General features: G+C 70.3%; 18 protein-coding genes and 2 tRNA genes. 15 read left to right on the forward strand and 5 right to left on the reverse strand.

The window, feature by feature from the left end; translation table 11 throughout:
• Positions 1-90 precede the first annotated feature (90 nt).
• A complete protein-coding gene (gene pepN / locus ASH01_RS11825; RefSeq protein ID WP_056775919.1) occupies positions 91-2,664 on the reverse strand; it encodes an aminopeptidase N in 2,574 nt (857 codons plus the stop codon).
• A 139-nt stretch (positions 2,665-2,803) separates the two neighbouring features.
• Between pepN and ASH01_RS11830 the strand changes: the two genes are divergently transcribed.
• The 3 genes from ASH01_RS11830 (at position 2,804) to ASH01_RS11840 (ending at position 5,114) form a co-directional block, all read left to right on the forward strand.
• Positions 2,804-3,439 carry a mycothiol-dependent nitroreductase Rv2466c family protein gene (locus ASH01_RS11830; RefSeq protein WP_056775921.1) on the forward strand — a complete coding sequence of 212 codons (636 nt, stop codon included), beginning with the start codon at positions 2,804-2,806 and terminating at the stop codon, positions 3,437-3,439.
• 32 nt (positions 3,440-3,471) lie between these two features.
• On the forward strand, positions 3,472-3,954 hold the full coding sequence (locus tag ASH01_RS11835) for a ribose-5-phosphate isomerase (RefSeq protein ID WP_056775923.1): 483 nt from the start codon (positions 3,472-3,474) through the stop codon (positions 3,952-3,954).
• A gap of 98 nt (positions 3,955-4,052) precedes the next feature.
• Positions 4,053-5,114: a PP2C family protein-serine/threonine phosphatase gene (locus ASH01_RS11840; protein WP_235508766.1), complete on the forward strand. Its 1,062-nt coding sequence runs from the start codon at positions 4,053-4,055 to the stop codon at positions 5,112-5,114.
• Positions 5,115-5,212: 98 nt separating this feature from the next.
• Here the strand turns inward: ASH01_RS11840 and ASH01_RS11845 are convergent, their stop codons facing one another.
• Entirely contained in the window at positions 5,213-5,416 is a 204-nt protein-coding gene (locus tag ASH01_RS11845) for an antitoxin (RefSeq protein ID WP_056775927.1), read from the reverse strand.
• A 132-nt stretch (positions 5,417-5,548) separates the two neighbouring features.
• On the opposite strand from ASH01_RS11845, the gene trmB reads away from it, so the two are divergent.
• The gene (trmB, locus tag ASH01_RS11850) at positions 5,549-6,295 is read left to right on the forward strand and encodes a tRNA (guanosine(46)-N7)-methyltransferase TrmB (RefSeq protein WP_082619779.1); all 747 of its coding nucleotides are present in this window, start codon (positions 5,549-5,551) and stop codon (positions 6,293-6,295) included.
• A 236-nt stretch (positions 6,296-6,531) separates the two neighbouring features.
• Here the strand turns inward: trmB and ASH01_RS11855 are convergent.
• Positions 6,532-6,605: transfer RNA gene (locus tag ASH01_RS11855), tRNA-Pro, on the reverse strand.
• A gap of 133 nt (positions 6,606-6,738) precedes the next feature.
• Between ASH01_RS11855 and ASH01_RS11860 the strand changes: the two genes are divergently transcribed.
• A tRNA-Gly gene (locus ASH01_RS11860) sits at positions 6,739-6,812 on the forward strand.
• 45 nt (positions 6,813-6,857) lie between these two features.
• Positions 6,858-7,154 (forward strand): DUF2087 domain-containing protein, encoded by a 297-nt coding sequence (locus tag ASH01_RS11865; RefSeq protein WP_056775929.1) that lies wholly within the window; start codon positions 6,858-6,860, stop codon positions 7,152-7,154.
• A gap of 48 nt (positions 7,155-7,202) precedes the next feature.
• Here ASH01_RS11865 and ASH01_RS11870 read toward each other — a convergent pair whose 3' ends face one another.
• A complete protein-coding gene (locus ASH01_RS11870) occupies positions 7,203-7,718 on the reverse strand; it encodes a hypothetical protein (RefSeq protein ID WP_056775930.1) in 516 nt (171 codons plus the stop codon).
• A gap of 141 nt (positions 7,719-7,859) precedes the next feature.
• Between ASH01_RS11870 and tig the strand changes: the two genes are divergently transcribed.
• The 9 genes from tig to ASH01_RS11915 all read left to right on the forward strand — a co-directional run bounded on the left by tig (position 7,860) and on the right by ASH01_RS11915 (position 15,511).
• Positions 7,860-9,203, forward strand: a complete 1,344-nt coding sequence (tig, locus tag ASH01_RS11875) for a trigger factor (RefSeq protein ID WP_056775932.1) — start codon at positions 7,860-7,862, stop codon at positions 9,201-9,203.
• Positions 9,204-9,381: 178 nt separating this feature from the next.
• Complete coding sequence (locus tag ASH01_RS11880; protein ID WP_056775934.1) at positions 9,382-9,684, forward strand: hypothetical protein; 303 nt, start codon at positions 9,382-9,384, stop codon at positions 9,682-9,684.
• A gap of 246 nt (positions 9,685-9,930) precedes the next feature.
• Positions 9,931-10,533 (forward strand): ATP-dependent Clp protease proteolytic subunit, encoded by a 603-nt coding sequence (locus ASH01_RS11885; protein ID WP_056777619.1) that lies wholly within the window; start codon positions 9,931-9,933, stop codon positions 10,531-10,533.
• 30 nt (positions 10,534-10,563) lie between these two features.
• The gene (locus ASH01_RS11890; RefSeq protein WP_056759361.1) at positions 10,564-11,217 is read left to right on the forward strand and encodes an ATP-dependent Clp protease proteolytic subunit; all 654 of its coding nucleotides are present in this window, start codon (positions 10,564-10,566) and stop codon (positions 11,215-11,217) included.
• Between the two features lie 114 nt (positions 11,218-11,331).
• On the forward strand, positions 11,332-11,586 hold the full coding sequence (locus tag ASH01_RS11895; protein WP_056775935.1) for an acyl-CoA-binding protein: 255 nt from the start codon (positions 11,332-11,334) through the stop codon (positions 11,584-11,586).
• A 135-nt stretch (positions 11,587-11,721) separates the two neighbouring features.
• Complete coding sequence (locus tag ASH01_RS11900) at positions 11,722-12,630, forward strand: endonuclease domain-containing protein (protein WP_235509600.1); 909 nt, start codon at positions 11,722-11,724, stop codon at positions 12,628-12,630.
• A gap of 119 nt (positions 12,631-12,749) precedes the next feature.
• The gene (locus tag ASH01_RS11905) at positions 12,750-13,400 is read left to right on the forward strand and encodes a hypothetical protein (RefSeq protein WP_156415550.1); all 651 of its coding nucleotides are present in this window, start codon (positions 12,750-12,752) and stop codon (positions 13,398-13,400) included.
• Positions 13,401-13,548: 148 nt separating this feature from the next.
• Positions 13,549-14,826, forward strand: coding sequence for an ATP-dependent Clp protease ATP-binding subunit ClpX (clpX, locus tag ASH01_RS11910; protein WP_020144518.1), 1,278 nt, complete (start codon positions 13,549-13,551; stop codon positions 14,824-14,826).
• Between the two features lie 46 nt (positions 14,827-14,872).
• The gene (locus ASH01_RS11915) at positions 14,873-15,511 is read left to right on the forward strand and encodes a hypothetical protein (RefSeq protein ID WP_056775942.1); all 639 of its coding nucleotides are present in this window, start codon (positions 14,873-14,875) and stop codon (positions 15,509-15,511) included.
• 99 nt (positions 15,512-15,610) lie between these two features.
• Here the strand turns inward: ASH01_RS11915 and ASH01_RS11920 are convergent, their stop codons facing one another.
• Entirely contained in the window at positions 15,611-17,158 is a 1,548-nt protein-coding gene (locus tag ASH01_RS11920) for a DHA2 family efflux MFS transporter permease subunit (RefSeq protein WP_056775947.1), read from the reverse strand.
• Positions 17,159-17,216: the final 58 nt, after the last annotated feature.

Below are 17,216 nucleotides of genomic sequence, written 5' to 3' on the forward strand. Positions count from 1 at the left end.
CTCGGTCAGGGTCGATCAGGAAGGCTCGGAGTCGGGCTCGGCGGAGCCTGGGTGCGGGGCGGCCCGTCCGGACGGCCCCGCACCACGGGCTCAGCCGCGGCGGTCGCGCTCCTGCGCCACGAGGGCGCGCGCGATGGTGTCGCGGTTCTCGGCGACCGTGCGCACGAGGCCGGGCGCCGCGTCGGCGTTGGCCGCGAGCCACGCGTCCGAGGCGTCCTTGAGCTCCTGGCTGGCGAGCGAGAACGGGTAGAAGCCGCCGACGACCCGCTCACCGATGGCGACGCTGCGCTCGGCCCACGCGTCGACGAGCATCGCGTGGTAGCTCTCGACGTACGGCTCGAGCAGGGTCAGGTCGCGGCTGCGTCGGAAGCCGGCGCTGACCGCCTCGACCATCTGGTTGGACAGGTCGTTGCGCTCGACGGCCTTGGCCCAGGCGTCGGCCTTGGCCTCGGCGGTCGGTCGCGCGGCGAGCGCCTCGGCGGCGCGCTCCTTGCCGGTGGCCGTCGGGTCACGGTCGAGCTCGGTCGCGATCTCGATGTCGTCGGCCACCCCGAGGGCCGCGAGGGCCTTGAGGAAGGTCCACCGCAGCTCCGTGTCGGTGGTGAGGCCCGGCAGCGTCTCGGTCCCGGTCAGCAGCGCGCGCAGGCGAGCCTCGTCGGCCGGGTCGGACGTCGAGCCCGCCCAGGCCTCGACGAGCTGGAACTGGGCGTCGCTGCCGGCCTCGGCCGTCTCGGCGAGCGAGCGCAGGGACGACGACAGCAGAGCCGACACCTCGGACCGGTGCTCCGGAGCCGTGTAGAGCCGGGCCGCCGTCGACACCTGGCCGAGCAGGACCCGCAGCAGCGTGGAGTCCGTCTCGCCCGGCATCGACTCGAGGACGAAGCGGACGAAGTCACGAGCCGGCATCTCGCCGTCGCGCGTCATGTCCCACGTCGCGCCGAGCACGAGCGAGCGCGGCAGCGAGTCGGTGAAACCGCGGGGGAGGGAGAGCGCCGTCGCGAGCGACCGCTCGTCGAGGCGGATCTTGCCGTAGGCGAGGTCGTCGTCGTTGAGCAGCAGCAGGTCCGGCTGCTCCTGGCCGACGAGCCCGGCCAGGTCGGTGCGCTCTCCCGCGATGTCGACCTCGTCGTAACCGATGCGCTCGAGCACGTCGCCGCCCTGACCCGGCCGGACGGCATATCGCCCGATGCCGATGCGGTGGGGGCGGAGCGTCGGGTACTCCTCGGTCGCGGTCTGCGTGACCGCGAACGAGCTGTAGCGGCCGTCGGCGTCGACCTCGAAGACGGGGCGCAGCGTGTTGACGCCGGCCGTCTCGAGCCACAGCTTGCTCCACTCGGTCAGCTCGCGGCCCGAGGCCTTCTCGAGCTCGCCGAGCAGGTCGGCCAGCGTCGTGTTGCCCCACGCGTGCTTGCGGAAGTACTCGCGCAGCGCGGCCACGAAGGGCTCGCGCCCGACATACGCGACGAGCTGCTTGAGCACGGACGCACCCTTGGCGTACGTGATGCCGTCGAAGTTGACCTCGACGTCCTCGAGGTGGCGCATGTCGGCCGCGATCGGGTGCGTCGAGGAGAGCTGGTCCTGGGTGTAGGCCCACGCCTTCTCCGACGTCCCGAAGGTCGTCCACGCGCTCGTCCACTCGGTGGCCTCGGCCTGGCACGTCGTCGACGCCCACTCGGCGAACGACTCGTTGAGCCAGAGGTCGTCCCACCACTTCATCGTCACGAGGTTGCCGAACCACATGTGGGCCAGCTCGTGCAGGATCGTCAGGGCGCGGCGCTCGATCTTCGCCTCTGACACCTTGGACCGGAAGATGTAGACCTCGACGAAGGTCACCGCGCCGGCGTTCTCCATCGCGCCCATGTTGTACTCGGGCGTGAAGATCTGGTCGTACTTCTCGAACGGGTACGGCTGGTCGAACTCCTCCTCGAAGAACGCGAAGCCCTTCTTGGTGCAGTCGAAGATGTTGTCGGCGTCGAGGTACTGCGTCAGCGACTTGCGGCAGAAGACGCCGAGCGGCACGACACCCTTGCGGGTCTCGACCTCGTCACGGACCTCGTCGTAGGGGCCGGCGATGAGTGCCGTGATGTACGAGGAGATGCGCTGCGTCGGCTCGAACGACCACGTCGCGCGCTCGACGCCGTCGGCCACGCCGGCGGCCTGCGGGGCGGGCGTGGGGGAGTTGCTGATGACCTTCCAGTGCGCCGGGGCGGTCACCGTGAAGCGGAAGGACGCCTTGAGGTCGGGCTGCTCGAACACGGCATACATCCGCCGGCAGTCCGGGACCTCGAACTGCGTGTAGAGGTAGACCTCGTTGTCGACCGGGTCGACGAAGCGGTGCAGCCCCTCGCCCGTGTTGGTGTAGCGGCCGGTGGCGTCGACGGTGAGCTCGTTCTCGGCGGCCAGGCCGGCGAGGGCGATGCGGGAGTCCGCGAAGACCTCGGCGGGGTCGAGGTCCACGCCGTTGAGCGTGACCTTCTCGACGGAGTCGGCGATGAGGTCGATGAACGAGTCGGCGCCGGGCTCGGAGCAGGTGAACGTGACCGTGGTGACGGTGTGGAAGTTGTCCGGACCCGTCGTCAGGTCGAGACGGACGTCGTAGGAGTCGACGCGCAGGATGCTGGCGCGGCTCGCCGCCTCGTCGCGGGTCAGGTTCTTGCCGGGCACGTAGGGACCTCCTGGGAAGGGTGCTGGGGGCGCGACGGATCGTCGGTCGGACGCCGTCGTCGCGGGCCATCCTCGCACGGAACCCCGACCCGTCCACCACCGCGATGGGCGGGCAGGTGGCAGTGCCATGATGGGCCGCATGGCCGATGCGAAGGACAGCCCGAAGACGAGCCGCGACGCCGTCGAGATGTGGTTCGACCCGATCTGCCCGTGGGCGTGGATGACCTCCCGCTGGCTCATGGAGGTCGAGACGCTGCGCGACATCGAGGTGACCTGGTCGGTCATGAGCCTCGCGGTCCTCAACGAGCACCGTCACGACCTCGACGCCGCCTACCGGGCACGGATGGACGAGGCGTGGGGCCCGGTTCGGGTCATCATCGCCGCCGTCGAGGCGCACGGTGACTCCGTCATCAAGCCGCTCTACGACGCCATGGGCACCCGCATCCACCTGCGCAAGATGAACGACTTCGACGAGGTCATCCGCGAGTCGCTCGAGGAGGTGGGCCTGCCCGTCGACCTGGCCAAGGAGGCCCACCACAAGAAGCACGACGCGGCCCTGCACCGCAGCCACAAGCGCGGGATCAGCCTCGTCGGCACCGACGTCGGCACGCCGATCATCGCCGTCGACGGCGTCGCCTTCTTCGGCCCCGTCGTGACGCCTGCGCCCAAGGGCGAGGACGCAGCCCGCCTCTGGGACGGCTGCGTGCTCGTCGCCAGCACGCCCGGCTTCTTCGAGCTCAAGCGCACCCGCACTCTCGGTCCCATCTTCACCTGACCCTTCCCCACTCGACGCACCCAAGGACGGACATGCGCATCCACATCGGCGGCGACCACGCGGCCTACGAGCTCCACCAGTCCCTCGCCACGCACCTGCGCGACGCGGGCCACGAGGTCGTCGACCACGGCCCGTTCACGTACGACGCCCAGGACGACTACCCGGTGTTCGTGCTCCGTGCGGCCGAGGCCGTCGCGGCCGACGAGGGCTCGCTCGGCGTCGTGCTCGGGGGGTCGGGCAACGGCGAGCAGATGGCGGCCAACAAGGTCAGCGGCATCCGGGCGGCGCTCGCCTACAACGCCGAGCTCGCGAGCCTCGCGCGCGAGCACAACAACGCGCAGGTCGTCTCCATCGGGGCGCGGTTCACGGCCGACGACGTCGCCAAGGAGATCGTCGACACCTTCGTGGCGACGAAGTTCACCGATGAGGCGCGCCACAGCCGTCGTCTGGGTATGGTTTCCGCGTACGAGACCACGGGGGACTTGCCGGCTTTGCCGGACTCGGACGCACGCTGACGTCGCGACGTCCGCCGTCCCCTTCATCGCCGCAAGGGAGGCACGTGGCCCACAACGAGAGCTCCGTCTCTCGACGCCCGCGCTACTCTGCCGGACCGATGCGACGACTCCGACTCCTGGGCCCGTGGCTCAGCCGTGCCCCCTGGGTCGTCGTCACGGCGTTCCTGCTCCTCAGCATCCTCGCAACGGCGGCCGTCTTCGTGTGGCCGACGGTGGTCCCTTGGGGCGTCTACGGCCTCATCGTCGTGGCCGCCGGCCTGTTCCTCGAGCCGCGCTACCTGCTCGTCGTCTACATCGGCCTCTTCCTAGCCATGGCGATCCTCGGGGCCTACCTCGGTCCGGTGAAGCCGACCACCACGGGGGCGCAGATCGTCACCGTCGTCACGATGCTGCTCATGATCTGGCTCTCGCACGCCAGGGCCCAGGTCGGCGTCGTCGGGGTCACGGGTGAGTCGATGCTCGTCGACATGCGCGACCGGCTCCGCGCCCAGGGCGAGCTGCCGCCGCTGCCCGCGCAGTGGGGGGCCGAGGTCGCGCTCGAGTCGGCGTACGGCGACAGCTTCGCCGGCGACTTCGTCGTCGCGAGTCGCTCCACCGACGGCTGCACCCTCGAGATCGCCCTCGTCGACGTCTCCGGCAAGGGTCGCGAGGTCGGGGCCCGGTCGCTGCTCCTCTCCGGCGCGCTGGGGGGCCTGCTCGGCGAGATGAGCGAGCGGGGCTTCCTCCAGTCCGCCAACAACCACCTGCTGCGACTGCGCTGGCCCGAGGGCTTCGCGACGGCCGTGCACGTCGCCGTCAACCTCGAGACCGGCAACTTCACCATCGGCTACGCCGGCCACCCCGCCGCCGCGCAGTTCGCGGCCGGGTCGGGCCGCTGGCGGATGCTCTCCGGTGGTCGCGGGCCGCTGCTCGGCGTCATCGACCACGCCGAGTACCCCCGCGAGACCGGCACGATCCGTCGCGGCGACGCCCTCGTGCTCTACAGCGACGGGGTCATCGAGGCCCGCGACAAGGCCCTCGTCGACGGCATCGACCGCATGCTCGGCCGCGCCGAGTCGTTCATCCGCACCGGCTTCGAGGGGCTCGCCCAGCGGCTCTGCGACCAGGCCGCGGCCGGTCTCGGCGACGACCGCGCCGTCGTGACGATCTGGCGCACCTGACGGGTCGCGACCCTCCGGGGGCCCGGTCGGTGCACGACGAAGGCGGTGACCCGGCCGGGTCACCGCCTCTCGCGTCCCGGCGCGCGGCGCCGTGACGATCAGTTGATGTCGTCGTCCTGGCCGTCGAGGCCGTCGAGCGCGTTCTTCAGGCCGTCCTGACCCTGGTCGACCTTGTCGGCGTACTGGCCGCCCGTCTTCTCGTCGACGAGGTCGCCGGCCTTGTCGACGCCGTCGCCCACCTGGTCGCCGTGCTGGTCGACGAGCCCGCTGACCTTGTCCTTCATGTTGTCGAAGACGCCCATGACTAGCCTTTCCGTCGTCGAGGACCGTCTCGTGGCCCCCGTGCACCTGTCACCGTAGCCCCGCGGGCCTCCTCGGAGCAGGCGTGCCGCCGCGAACTTCGGGTGGACGCGGCCCGTCACTACGATGCCTGCGTGAGCGAGCACCCCACCGAAGCGACGACGCCGACCCGCGAGGCCGGCCCCGACCGGCGCAAGGAGCACGTCGTGCCCGACCTGCCGCCCGGCGTCGCGCCCGCGCGCGTCCGCACCTTCGTGCGCCGGGGCCGGCTGTCGTCCCTGACCAAGGACCGCGTCGAGCGGCTCGCGCCCGCGCGCTCCGTGCCAGACGGGCCCTTCGAGCCCGCTGCCGCGTTCGGGCGCACCGCCCCCGTCGTGCTCGAGATCGGCTGCGGCCACGGCCACGCCGCGATCGCGTATGCCGCCGCGTTCCCCGAGCGCGACATCCTCGCCATGGACGTCCACACCCCGGGACTCGCCCGGCTGCTCGCCGATGCCGACGAGGCGGGGGTGCCCAACCTGCGTGTCGAGATCGGCGACGCCGTGCTCTTCCTCGAGGAGCGGGTCACCGATGCCACGTTCGACGCCGTCCACCTCTTCTTCCCCGACCCGTGGCGCAAGCAGAAGCACACGAAGCGGCGCTTCGTCAGCCCCGCCAACCTCGACCTGCTCGCGCGCGTGCTCAAGCCGCGCGGCCACGTGCTCATCGCCACCGACCAGGACTTCTACGCCGAGCACGCGCTCGCCGAGGTCGCGGCACACCCGCGCTTCGAGGCCCATAGCATCGACCGGCCGCAGTGGCGGCCACGGGACGGCTTCGAGGCCAAGGGGATCGCGGCCGGGCGGACGATCAACGAGCTGCGCCTGGACCTCTTGCCCTAGCCGCGCGACCGTCAGCCGGGCAGGTCGAGGAGTTCCTTCGGCGCCTGGTGCCGGATGATCTCCACGACCTTCGGACCGAGCCGCGTCGCCGCCTCTCGGGGTGACAGGACGCCGGCCTCGCTGCCGCGGCTCGTTCCTCGCCGCGCCTGCTCGGCCTCCCGGCATCCTGTCTCCCCGACGCAGCGAAGCGGGGAAGGAGGGCCGACTGCGTCGGCTTCCTTCCCCGCTTCGCGAAGTCGGGGTGACAGGATTTGAACCTGCGGCCCTTGCGTCCCAAACGCAATGCGCTACCAAGCTGCGCCACACCCCGTGGCGTCGGAATCGTAGCCGACAACCGGCGGGCGAACCGACCTCTTCCCACGCGGCGCGGGCGGGTCGATTTCTGTGGATCGGGCGCGAACCAGTAGGCTGACGCCTCGGATCGCCGGCAAGACCGGTGCCCCGCGGGCGTAGCTCAATGGTAGAGCCTCAGTCTTCCAAACTGATCACGCGAGTTCGATTCTCGTCGCCCGCTCCAAAACTCCCTTGGCGTCGGCACGCCCCGCTTCCTAGCGTGGGTCGCGTGTTCCGCCCAGACCTGCAGGACGCCCTCCGCGACCGCGACGCCGTCCTCCGCTCGTTCCTCGCCGCCGACGGCACCCTGACGAGCATCCCCACGAAGATCCGCAAGCGCCTCGTCGTCCTCGACCTGCTGTCGCAGGAGTTCGAGCCGGGCGAGCGCTACGACGAGAGCCAGGTCAACAACCGCCTGCGCGCCTTCCACCCCGACGTCGCGGCCCTGCGCCGCTACCTCGTCGAGGAGGGCTTCCTCGACCGGGCCGACGGGTTCTACTGGCGCAGCGGCGGGACCGTCGACTGACTGCGCCGGTCCCTCAGCCCGCGCCACACGGCATACGTCAGTTCGGGCTCAGCGGAAGCCGAGCGCCTCGCTGAGCCAGCTCTCGGCGCCGTCGGCCTCGAGACCGGCCTCGACGGCGGCAGCCGTGCGCGGCGACGGCCACCCGTGCACCCAGAAGAGCGCGAGCCCGCCCGGCAGCGCGATGAGCAGGGTCAGCCACGAGTGCGGGGTGAAGACGAACGAGCACGCGAACGCCACGAGCACGGGGGCCTCGGCCAGCGCGGTGCGCAGGGTCGTCGTCGACGTGAAGTAGCGCAGGCTCGTCGTCTCCGCGTTCTCGCGCGGCAGGCCGTGCGGGAGCGCCGGAACGGCATACCCGACGTAGCGGATCAGGGTGGCCGACCCGACGAGCGTGGCAAGCACGATGCCGACGGCCCACGGTGACGGCAGGGGCGCCGACGGGTCGACGAGGATCCGCACGGCACTGAGCATCAGGGCTCCCATGCCGACCGCGACCGACACCATCTGGATCGGGCGCAGGGCGGCGCTCTCGGGGGAGGCGAAGGGGCCGGGAGGGGTGCTCATGGCTCCCGAGCATAGGCGCGGGGGCCCGGCGGACGATCCGCGCATTTAGCCATCCGCCGCGCGGCCTATAGCATGGTGCGCTGGCCCGTCCGTTCACCGTCGACGACCACGTCGGCACCAGCCCCTATGGAGTACCCCGCAGTGAAGAGTGCGCTCGAGACCCTCAGCCCGACCCGGGTCAAGATGACCGTCGAGGTCCCGTTCGAGGAGCTCAAGCCGAGCCTCGACGCGGCCATCAAGCACATCGGTGAGCACATCCAGGTGCCCGGCTTCCGCAAGGGCAAGGTGCCGGCCCGCATCATCGAGCAGCGCGTCGGCCGTGCGGCCGTCCTCGAGGAGGCCGTCAACAACGCCCTTCCGACGTTCTACGGCCAGGCCCTCGAGGAGAACGAGGTCCGTCCGCTCGGCCAGCCCGAGATCACCGACCTCCAGGTGCCCGCGACCGACGGCGAGGACTTCGTCTTCACGGCCGAGGTCGACAAGCGTCCCGAGATCGACCTGCCCGACTTCAGCGACATCGAGCTGACCGTCGACGAGGCCAAGGTCGAGGACGAGGCCGTCGAGCAGCGCCTCACCGACCTCCGTGCCCGCTTCGGCACGCTCAAGGGCGTCGACCGTGCCGTCCAGGACGGCGACTTCGTCTCCATCGACCTGTCCGCCGAGATCGACGGCGAGCAGATCGACGAGGTCACCGGTGTCTCCTACGAGGTCGGCAGCAAGAACATGCTCGAGGGCCTCGACGAGGCGCTCGTCGGCATGACGGCCGACGAGACCAAGCAGTTCACCGCCCCCCTCGCCGGTGGCGACCAGGAGGGCCAGGACGCCAGCTGCACCGTGACCGTCACCGCGGTCAAGGAGCGCGAGCTGCCCGAGCTCGACGACGAGTTCGCCCAGCTGGCCTCGGAGTTCGACACGCTCGACGAGCTCAAGGCCGACCTCACGGCCAAGGCCGAGGTCGACGCCAAGTTCGCCCAGGGCGTCGCGGCCCGCGACCAGCTCCTCGAGGCCATCCTCGAGAAGATCGAGGTCCCGATCCCCGAGAGCATCGTCGAGGCCGAGGTGCACAGCCACCTCGAGGGCGAGGGTCGCCTCGAGGACGACGAGCACCGTGCCGAGGTCGGCGAGAGCACCCGCAAGGGCCTCAAGACCCAGCTCGTCCTCGACGCCATCGCCGAGAAGGAAGAGGTCAAGGTCGAGCAGCAGGAGCTCATCGAGTTCCTCGTCATGAGCTCGCAGCAGTACGGCATGGACCCCAACCAGTTCGCCCAGTCGCTCGACCAGGAGGGTCAGATCCCCGCCATGGTCGCCGAGGTCGCCCGCCGCAAGGCGCTCGCCACGGTCCTCGAGAAGGTCTCCGTCAAGGACACCGCCGGCAACGTCATCGACCTCAACGAGGCCGTTCCCGGCACCGAGGGCGACGAGGACGAGGCTGTCGACGCCGCCGAGGGCACCGACGAGGCGAAGGCCGAGAAGGCCGACGCCTGACCGTCACCACCACGAACGCCGTGAGGCCGGCTCCCGCTCGGGAGCCGGCCTCACGCCGTGTCCGGGTCCCACCTACGGGGTGGCCCCGCTGGTGTCCCCGCGGTTGTCCACCCGGTGGCCCGGGTACGTGGCCTACGGTCGCCGTCCGGCGGCACGCACCTCGACGAGGGAGCCAGAGATGAGCAGCACCGACGAGTCGGCCGCAGGCATGGCGGACACCGACATCAACAGCACCGACGCCGACGGCACCAACGTCCCCGGGCACGACGACGGCAGCGACGGGCCCGCGCCGCAGGGCCAGGGCGACGACGCCGACCGCGGCAACCTCGACGGCAGCAACGCCGTCGACGAGCCGCGGGACCGCTCGCTCGACCAGGCCGGCGGCAACGGCTCCTTCGACGACGCGTCCGAGCAGACCGGCACCGAGAGCGACGCCTCCGACCTCGGCGACTCGGGCCAGGACAACGGCCTGACCGACTGACCGCGCTCGACCCACCGACCCCGCCGGACGGCATACGACCGGTGGGGTCCGTGCGTGTGGTTGCGCCCCTCCCGCTCAGGTTTGTGCGCTCACGGCGAACACGGCGCGATTCGGGAAATCTGGCCGAGGGGTCGGGCGTTAGGGTCAGTGACGAGCCAGCCAGGCGCCACATCCCGTGGCGAGAGGCTGGACCACTTCGACGATGGAGACACGGTGATTTCGGAGACCTCCGCCAACGGCAACGGCATGCCGGGTGGTCTGGACGACCACATCTACAACCGCCTGCTCAAGGAGCGGATCATCTTCCTCGGGTCCGACGTGCGCGACGACAACGCGAACGCCATCGCCGCGCAGCTGCTGCTGCTCTCGGCCGAGGACCCTGAGAAGGACATCTGGCTCTACATCAACAGCCCCGGCGGCTCGATCTCCGCCGGCATGGCCATCTTCGACACGATGAACTGGATCCCCAACGACGTCGCCACCGTCGCGATGGGCATGGCCGCCTCGATGGGCCAGTTCCTGCTGTCGGCCGGCACGCAGGGCAAGCGCTATGCCACGCCCCACGCCCGCGTCATGATGCACCAGCCCTCGGGCGGCATCGGCGGCACCGCCACCGACATCAAGATCCAGGCCGAGCAGATGCTCTACGTCAAGAAGCAGATGGCGCAGCTCATCGCCGAGCACACCGGGCAGACCGTCGAGCAGATCGAGAAGGACTCCGACCGCGACCGCTGGTTCAGCGCGGAGGAGGCCAAGGAGTACGGCTTCGTCGACCACGTGTTCAGCCGCTCCGACCAGGCGGTCGAGGGCAAGGGTGTCGGCCAGGCCGACGCCAAGGCCGAGAACTGACCGCGGCCTGACCAGGACTTGGAGACACGCATGAACATCGAACCCACCAACCGCCTCGCGGTGGCCCAGCCCTCGAGCCGCTACATCCTGCCGCAGTTCGAGGAGCGCACCTCCTACGGCATGAAGCGGTCCGACCCCTACAACAAGCTCTTCGAGGACCGCATCATCTTCCTCGGCGTGCAGGTCGACGACGCGTCGGCCGACGACATCATCGCCCAGCTGCTCGTGCTGGAGTCGCTCGATCCCGACCGCGACATCCTCATGTACATCAACAGCCCGGGTGGCTCGTTCACGGCCATGACGGCCATCTACGACACGATGCAGTTCGTCCGGCCCGACATCCAGACGTTCGTCATCGGACAGGCCGCCTCGGCCGCCGCCGTGCTCCTCGGCGCCGGTGCACCGGGCAAGCGCTTCGCCCTGCCGAACGCCCGCATCCTCATCCACCAGCCGGCGCTCTCGGGCGGCGACTACGGCCAGGCCTCGGACATCGAGATCCAGGCCAACGAGGTGCTGCGCATGCGGACGTGGCTCGAGGACACCCTCGCGCACCACACGGGGCGCACGTCCGAGCAGGTCCGCAGCGACATCGAGCGCGACAAGATCCTGTCGTCCGAGGACGCCAAGACCTACGGCCTCATCGACGAGGTCCTCGCCTCGCGCAAGGCCTCGCTCGAGGACTGACCTCCCGCTCGTCACGAGCACGTGTGCCGCTGGGCCGGGTTCCGCTGGGACCCGGCCCTCGGCGTACCTGCTTGGATGGGCGGTGAACCTGGTGTCGAGCGTGGAGGTCCGGTCATGGCGAGTGCGGAGTTCGAGCAGGCTGTCGAGTCGGTCAAGGGCCTGACGACCGACCCCGGCAACGAGGTCAAGCTGCGGCTCTACGGCCTCTTCAAGCAGGCGACGGCCGGCGACGTGAGCGGGTCGCGTCCCGGCTTCACCAACCCGGTCGGGCGCGCGAAGTACGACGCGTGGGCCAAGCTCTCGGGCACGGCCCCGGAGGCGGCGCAGGAGCAGTACGTCGCGATCGTCCGCGACCTCACGTCCGCCTGACCCGCCCTCGTCCCGCCGTGGCTGGATCTCTGCGGCGGACCGGGCGCTGCGGCCGCGATCATCCCACCACGGCTGGGGTCTGGAGGCCTGTGGACGACTTCTGCGAACGCCGTCCGGACCGCGCAACGATCGGGCATGCCGACTGCACAGCCCTTCCGCCGAGGTCAGCGGCCTCCTGGCGTCACCGACTGGCACTTGCGCACGTCACGGTTTCGACGGCTCTTCCACGACGTCTACGTCGACCGAGAGGCCGAGCTCACGCCGCTCCTGCTGGCGAGGGGAGCCCTCCTCGTCGCGCCGGACGCGCACCACAGCGCAGCGCGCCTGTGGGGAGCGGTCGTTCCGGACGACGGCTTCGTGCACCTGACCTGTCCTACTCGCCGTCCGCAGGTCGAGGGCATCCGCACCCATCGGTGCGGCCGCCCGAAGCGGGCGACGAGGTGGCGTGGCCTACCCGTCACGACCCCGGTCCAGACGTTCCTCGACCTCGCCGCTGTGCTCAGCCTCGTCGACCTGGTCGTGCTCGGCGACTCGCTCGTGCGGCGGAAGCGAGTGACGGTCGACCTGCTCGTCGAGGCAGCGACCGCCCATCGAGGGACGGGTGGGCGGCTGGCTCGCAAGGCTGCACGGTTGGTGCGCGCCGATGTCGACTCGGCCATGGAGTCGCGCCTTCGCATGCTCATGGTGCTGTCGGGCCTGCCCGAACCCGTGGTCAACCACAAGATCCACTGGCCCCACGGTGAGGTGCGGTTCCGTCTCGACCTCAGCTATCCGGACGACGGCCTCGTCATCGAGTACGACGGGTGGCAGCACGTGGACTCGCAGACGCAGTGGGGCTCCGACCGCGACCGGCGCGAGTGGCTCGACGGCAACGACTGGCGCATCGTCGTCGTCATCGCCAAGGACCTCCACCGCACACCGGCAGCGACCCTGTCCAGGATTCGCGCGGCGATGCGGGGCCGTGGCATGCCGGTCCCGCCGGTCGACGACGAGTGGCGGCGGCACTTCCCGAGCACGTCGGAGGACCTGCGGGAGCCGGCATGAGCGTGGGTCCCGCCGTGGCGGGATGTTTGCGGTCGGAGCGTCCGCTTGACCGCAACGATCCAGCCACGGCGCGACCGGCGAGGCGGCACGTCGGGAGCTCGCGCCCTACGCTGCGCGTCATGAGGACGTATGCCGTGCGCCTGGTCGCGCTCGTCGGTCTCGTGGTCGTCGGGCTGGTGGCGACCCCCTCGTCCGCGCTCGCCTCGTGCGCGGGCCGCGAGCCCGCCCAGGTGGTCGCCGACTCGGACGTCGTGCTCACCGGGCGCGTCACCGCGGTGGACGACCCGGGTGGTGACCACAACCCGCGTCCGGTCGCCTGGACCATTGCGGTCAGCGCGGTGCACCGGGGCAGTGCGCCGCAGACCACGCACGTCCGGGCCTTGACCGAGAGTCCCGACCTCGTGAGCTCGGGCGGGAGCTACGTCCTCGCCCTCGTCGAGTCCGGCGGCGAGCTCACGGCCACCGGCTGCCAGGACGTCGTCGCCACCGGCACCGATGCTGCCGGAGCCCTCATGGCTGCCGCCGGTCCGGCCCGGGCGCCGGCTGCGGACGGCGCCGTGCTCCCCGGTGCTGCGGCTGTCGACGTGGGAGGCGGAGGGATGTCGCTGACGACGATGCTCGTCATCGCGCTCGTGGGGCTGCTCGTCGTGACGTTCGGGGGTCTCGCGCTGGCGATCGGTCTCGGGCTCCTCACCCGTCGGCGGCGTGGCCGGACCGATGGCAGCGACGATGCGCCACAGCGCGATTCGAATGGAACGCCGTTCAAGTGACAGCCTCGTCGTTTGTCCGCCATCAGCGGACAAGCGGCGTTGCGCGAGCGGGAGGGGGCCACCTCGTCGTCTAATAGGAGTCGGCCCCTAGGTTGGGGCCTGCCGGGTGCACCCCAGCGTTCGGCGCCGACGAACCAGGAGCGAATCGGTGGCACGCATCGGAGAAGGCGGAGACCTCCTCAAGTGCTCTTTCTGCGGGAAGAGCCAGAAGCAGGTCAAGAAGCTCATCGCCGGTCCCGGTGTGTACATCTGCGACGAGTGCATCGACCTCTGCAACGAGATCATCGAGGAGGAGCTCGCCGAGAGCAGCGAGCTGGGACTCGACCACCTGCCGAAGCCGCGCGAGATCTTCGACTTCCTCGAGAACTACGTCATCGGCCAGGACGTCGCCAAGAAGTCGCTCGCCGTCGCCGTCTACAACCACTACAAGCGCATCCAGGCCGGTGAGGGCGTCAAGCGCGACGACGACCACATCGACATCGCGAAGTCGAACATCCTGCTCATCGGCCCCACGGGCTCGGGCAAGACGTACCTCGCGCAGACGCTGGCCAAGATGCTCAACGTCCCGTTCGCCATCGCCGACGCGACGGCGCTGACCGAGGCCGGCTACGTCGGCGAGGACGTCGAGAACATCCTCCTCAAGCTCATCCAGGCCGCCGACTACGACGTCAAGAAGGCCGAGACGGGCATCATCTACATCGACGAGGTCGACAAGATCGCCCGCAAGAGCGAGAACCCGTCGATCACGCGCGACGTGTCCGGCGAAGGTGTCCAGCAGGCCCTGCTCAAGATCCTCGAGGGCACGACCGCGTCCGTGCCCCCGCAGGGCGGGCGCAAGCACCCGCACCAGGAGTTCATCCAGATCGACACGACCAACGTGCTCTTCATCGTCGGCGGCGCCTTCGCCGGCCTCGAGAAGATCATCGAGTCGCGCTCGGGTCGCAAGGGCCTCGGCTTCGGCCAGCCGCTGCACAACCCCAAGGACCTCGGCGACAGCTTCCAGGACGTCATGCCCGAGGACCTGCTGAAGTTCGGTCTCATCCCCGAGTTCATCGGCCGCCTGCCCGTCCTGACGACGCTGGCGCCGCTCGACCAGCAGGCCCTCGTCAACATCCTCACGGTGCCGCGCAACGCGCTCGTCAAGCAGTACCAGAAGATGTTCGAGATCGACGGCGTCGACCTCGAGTTCACTGACGACGCCATCGCCTCGGTCGCCGACCAGGCGCTGCTGCGCGGCACGGGTGCTCGCGGACTGCGCGCCATCATGGAGGAGGTCCTCCTCCCCGTGATGTTCGACGTGCCGAGCGACGACGAGATCGCCAAGGTCGTCGTGACCCGCGAGGTCGTGCTCGACAACGTCAACCCGACGATCGTGCGTCGCGAGGCCGAGCCGCGGGCCAAGCGTCCGCGCAAGGAATCTGCCTGACCCTCATGACCGCCCGCGCCGCGTCCGCGTGAACGGAGGCTGACCCGTGGTCGCTCCCTTCCGGCTCGTGGCCGGGGACCACGCGCCCGTGCAGCAGACGAGCACGACGTGCGGGTCGGCCTCGTTGACCGTCGCCCGCATGCTCGCCAACCCGATGTTCGCGCAGTGGATCCGGGACGGCATACGCAAGGATGCGCGTGACGGGGACGTGCCGGACGGTGGCACCGAGGCCCAGCGCTTCGCCGCCTACGAGCAGGTCGTCGCGTCCCGCACCAATGCCGTGGTCGGCGCGGGGCGCCGGCTGCAGCTGCCGTGGCCGCGGGCGCTCGGCACGCCCCCGTGGGGCGCGCTGAACGAGCTCGAGTACGGCGCCGCCGATCCCGAGGCCGACTACGACCTCGCGTGGTTCCGCCAGCGCGGACGCGTCGGGCTCCGGCACACGTATGCCGCCCTCCGCGCCCGGGTGCGTCCCGGCCGTCCAGCGCTCCTCTACGTCGGCAACGCCTGGGCGCCGCGGCACGTCGTGCTCGTCCTGCCGCCGACGGGGGAGCAGGAGCTCGACGTCTACGAGCCGTCGGTCGGGCGCGTCGTCGACCTCCCGGAGCACGCCTTCGTCGAGCGCCGTCTCGCCATCGCCGGCTGGGACGTGCCCTGGGCCGCCGTCTGGGCCGATCCCCACCCCTGACACGGCGAGAGGCCACCGTTCGCATGAACGGTGGCCTCTCGGTGGCCTGTCGATGGCCTCTCGATGGCCTCTCGATGGCCTCTCGATGGGTCGAGCAGGTCAGCCCATGTGGGCCGGGGCCGCGCCGTCGGTCGCGAGCTCCTCGTGTCGCACGTGGAGCGCGACGAGGGTGACGACGCCCGCGACGGCGATCATGATCGCCGCGACGAGGTAGGCGCGGCTGGCGCCGTAGGTGAACGCCTCGTCGGCGATCATCTTCTGGGCCGCGGCCAGCTGCTCCTTGGAGGGAGCCGGGCCACCCTGCGGCAGCTTCGCGGTCAGCTCGGCGACCTTGTCGCCCATGTTGTTGACGAAGATCGTGCTCAGCGTCGCGAGGCCGAGCGTGCCGCCGACCTGCTGCATCGTGTTGAGCACGGCCGAGGCCACCGAGGAGTCCTCGTGCGCGACGCCGTGGACGGCCGTCAGGGTGAGCGGCACGAAGATCAGGCCCAGGCCGAAGGCGAGGACGACTATCCACGGCAGCAGGTCGGCGGCATACGTGCTCTGCGGCGTCAGGTGGGTGAAGCCCCACATGCCGAGCGCAGCGAAGCCCGCGCCCGCGCCGGAGATCCAGCGCGGGTCGACCTTGGCGATGAGGAACGACGCGAGCTGCGCGGCCACGACGATGCCGACCGAGAAGGGCAGGAACGCGAGGCCCGTCTTGAGCGGCGAGTAGCCGAGGATCGTCTGGATGTAGATGCCGAGGAAGTAGAACATCGCGAACATGCCGGCGCCGACGATGAGCATGACGAAGTAGGACGTGCCGCGGGTCCGGTCGCCGGGGATGCGCATCGGCAGGAGCGGGTGCTTGACCCGCGTCTCGATGACGACGAAGGCGACGAGCAGGACGACACCGATGGCGAGGTAGGTGATCGTCGTGGCGTCACTCCACGAGGTGCTCGCGGCGTGGGTCAGGCCGTAGACGAGCGAGGAGAGGCCGGCGATCGAGGTGATGGCGCCGGGGATGTCGAGCGTGCCGCCGCCGTCCTCGGACTCGGTGAGGATGCGGAGGGCGAGGATCGCGACGACGATGCCGATCGGCAGGTTGATGAAGAAGTTCCAGCGCCAGTCGATCTCGGTCAGCGCACCGCCGAGGATGAGGCCGATGGCGGCGCCGGCACCGGACATGGCGGCGAAGACGCCCATGGCGCGGTTGCGCTCCTTGCCGGCCGGGAAGGTCGTCGTGATGAGCGCCAGCGCGTTGGGGGCGGCGAGGGCGCCACCGAGGCCCTGGACGGCGCGGGCGGCGAGCATCATCGCCTCGTTCTGGGCCACGCCGGCGACGAGCGAGGCCAGCGTGAACAGCACGATGCCCCAGAAGAAGAGCCGACGCCGGCCGTAGAGGTCACCGAGGCGACCGCCGAGCAGCAGCACGCCACCGAAGGCGAGCGTGTAGATGGTGATGACCCACTGGAGGTTCGCCTGGCTGAAGCCGAGGTCGGTCTCGATGTGGGGCAGCGCGATGTTCACGATGGTGCCGTCGAGCACGATCATGAGCTGGGCGGCGCAGATGACGAAGAGCGCCAGGCCGAGGCGCTTCGGCGGGGTGTCGTGGGAGGTGAAGTCGCTCTGGGGCTCGTCCACCTGATCGACCGTGGTCGAAGACATGGGTGTTCCTCTCGAAGGCATGCAGGTGTGGTGGTGGGTCGCCCCGACGCAGGCCGGC

The sequence above is a fragment of the Terrabacter sp. Soil811 genome (assembly GCF_001429655.1).
GTDB lineage: Bacteria > Actinomycetota > Actinomycetes > Actinomycetales > Dermatophilaceae > Terrabacter.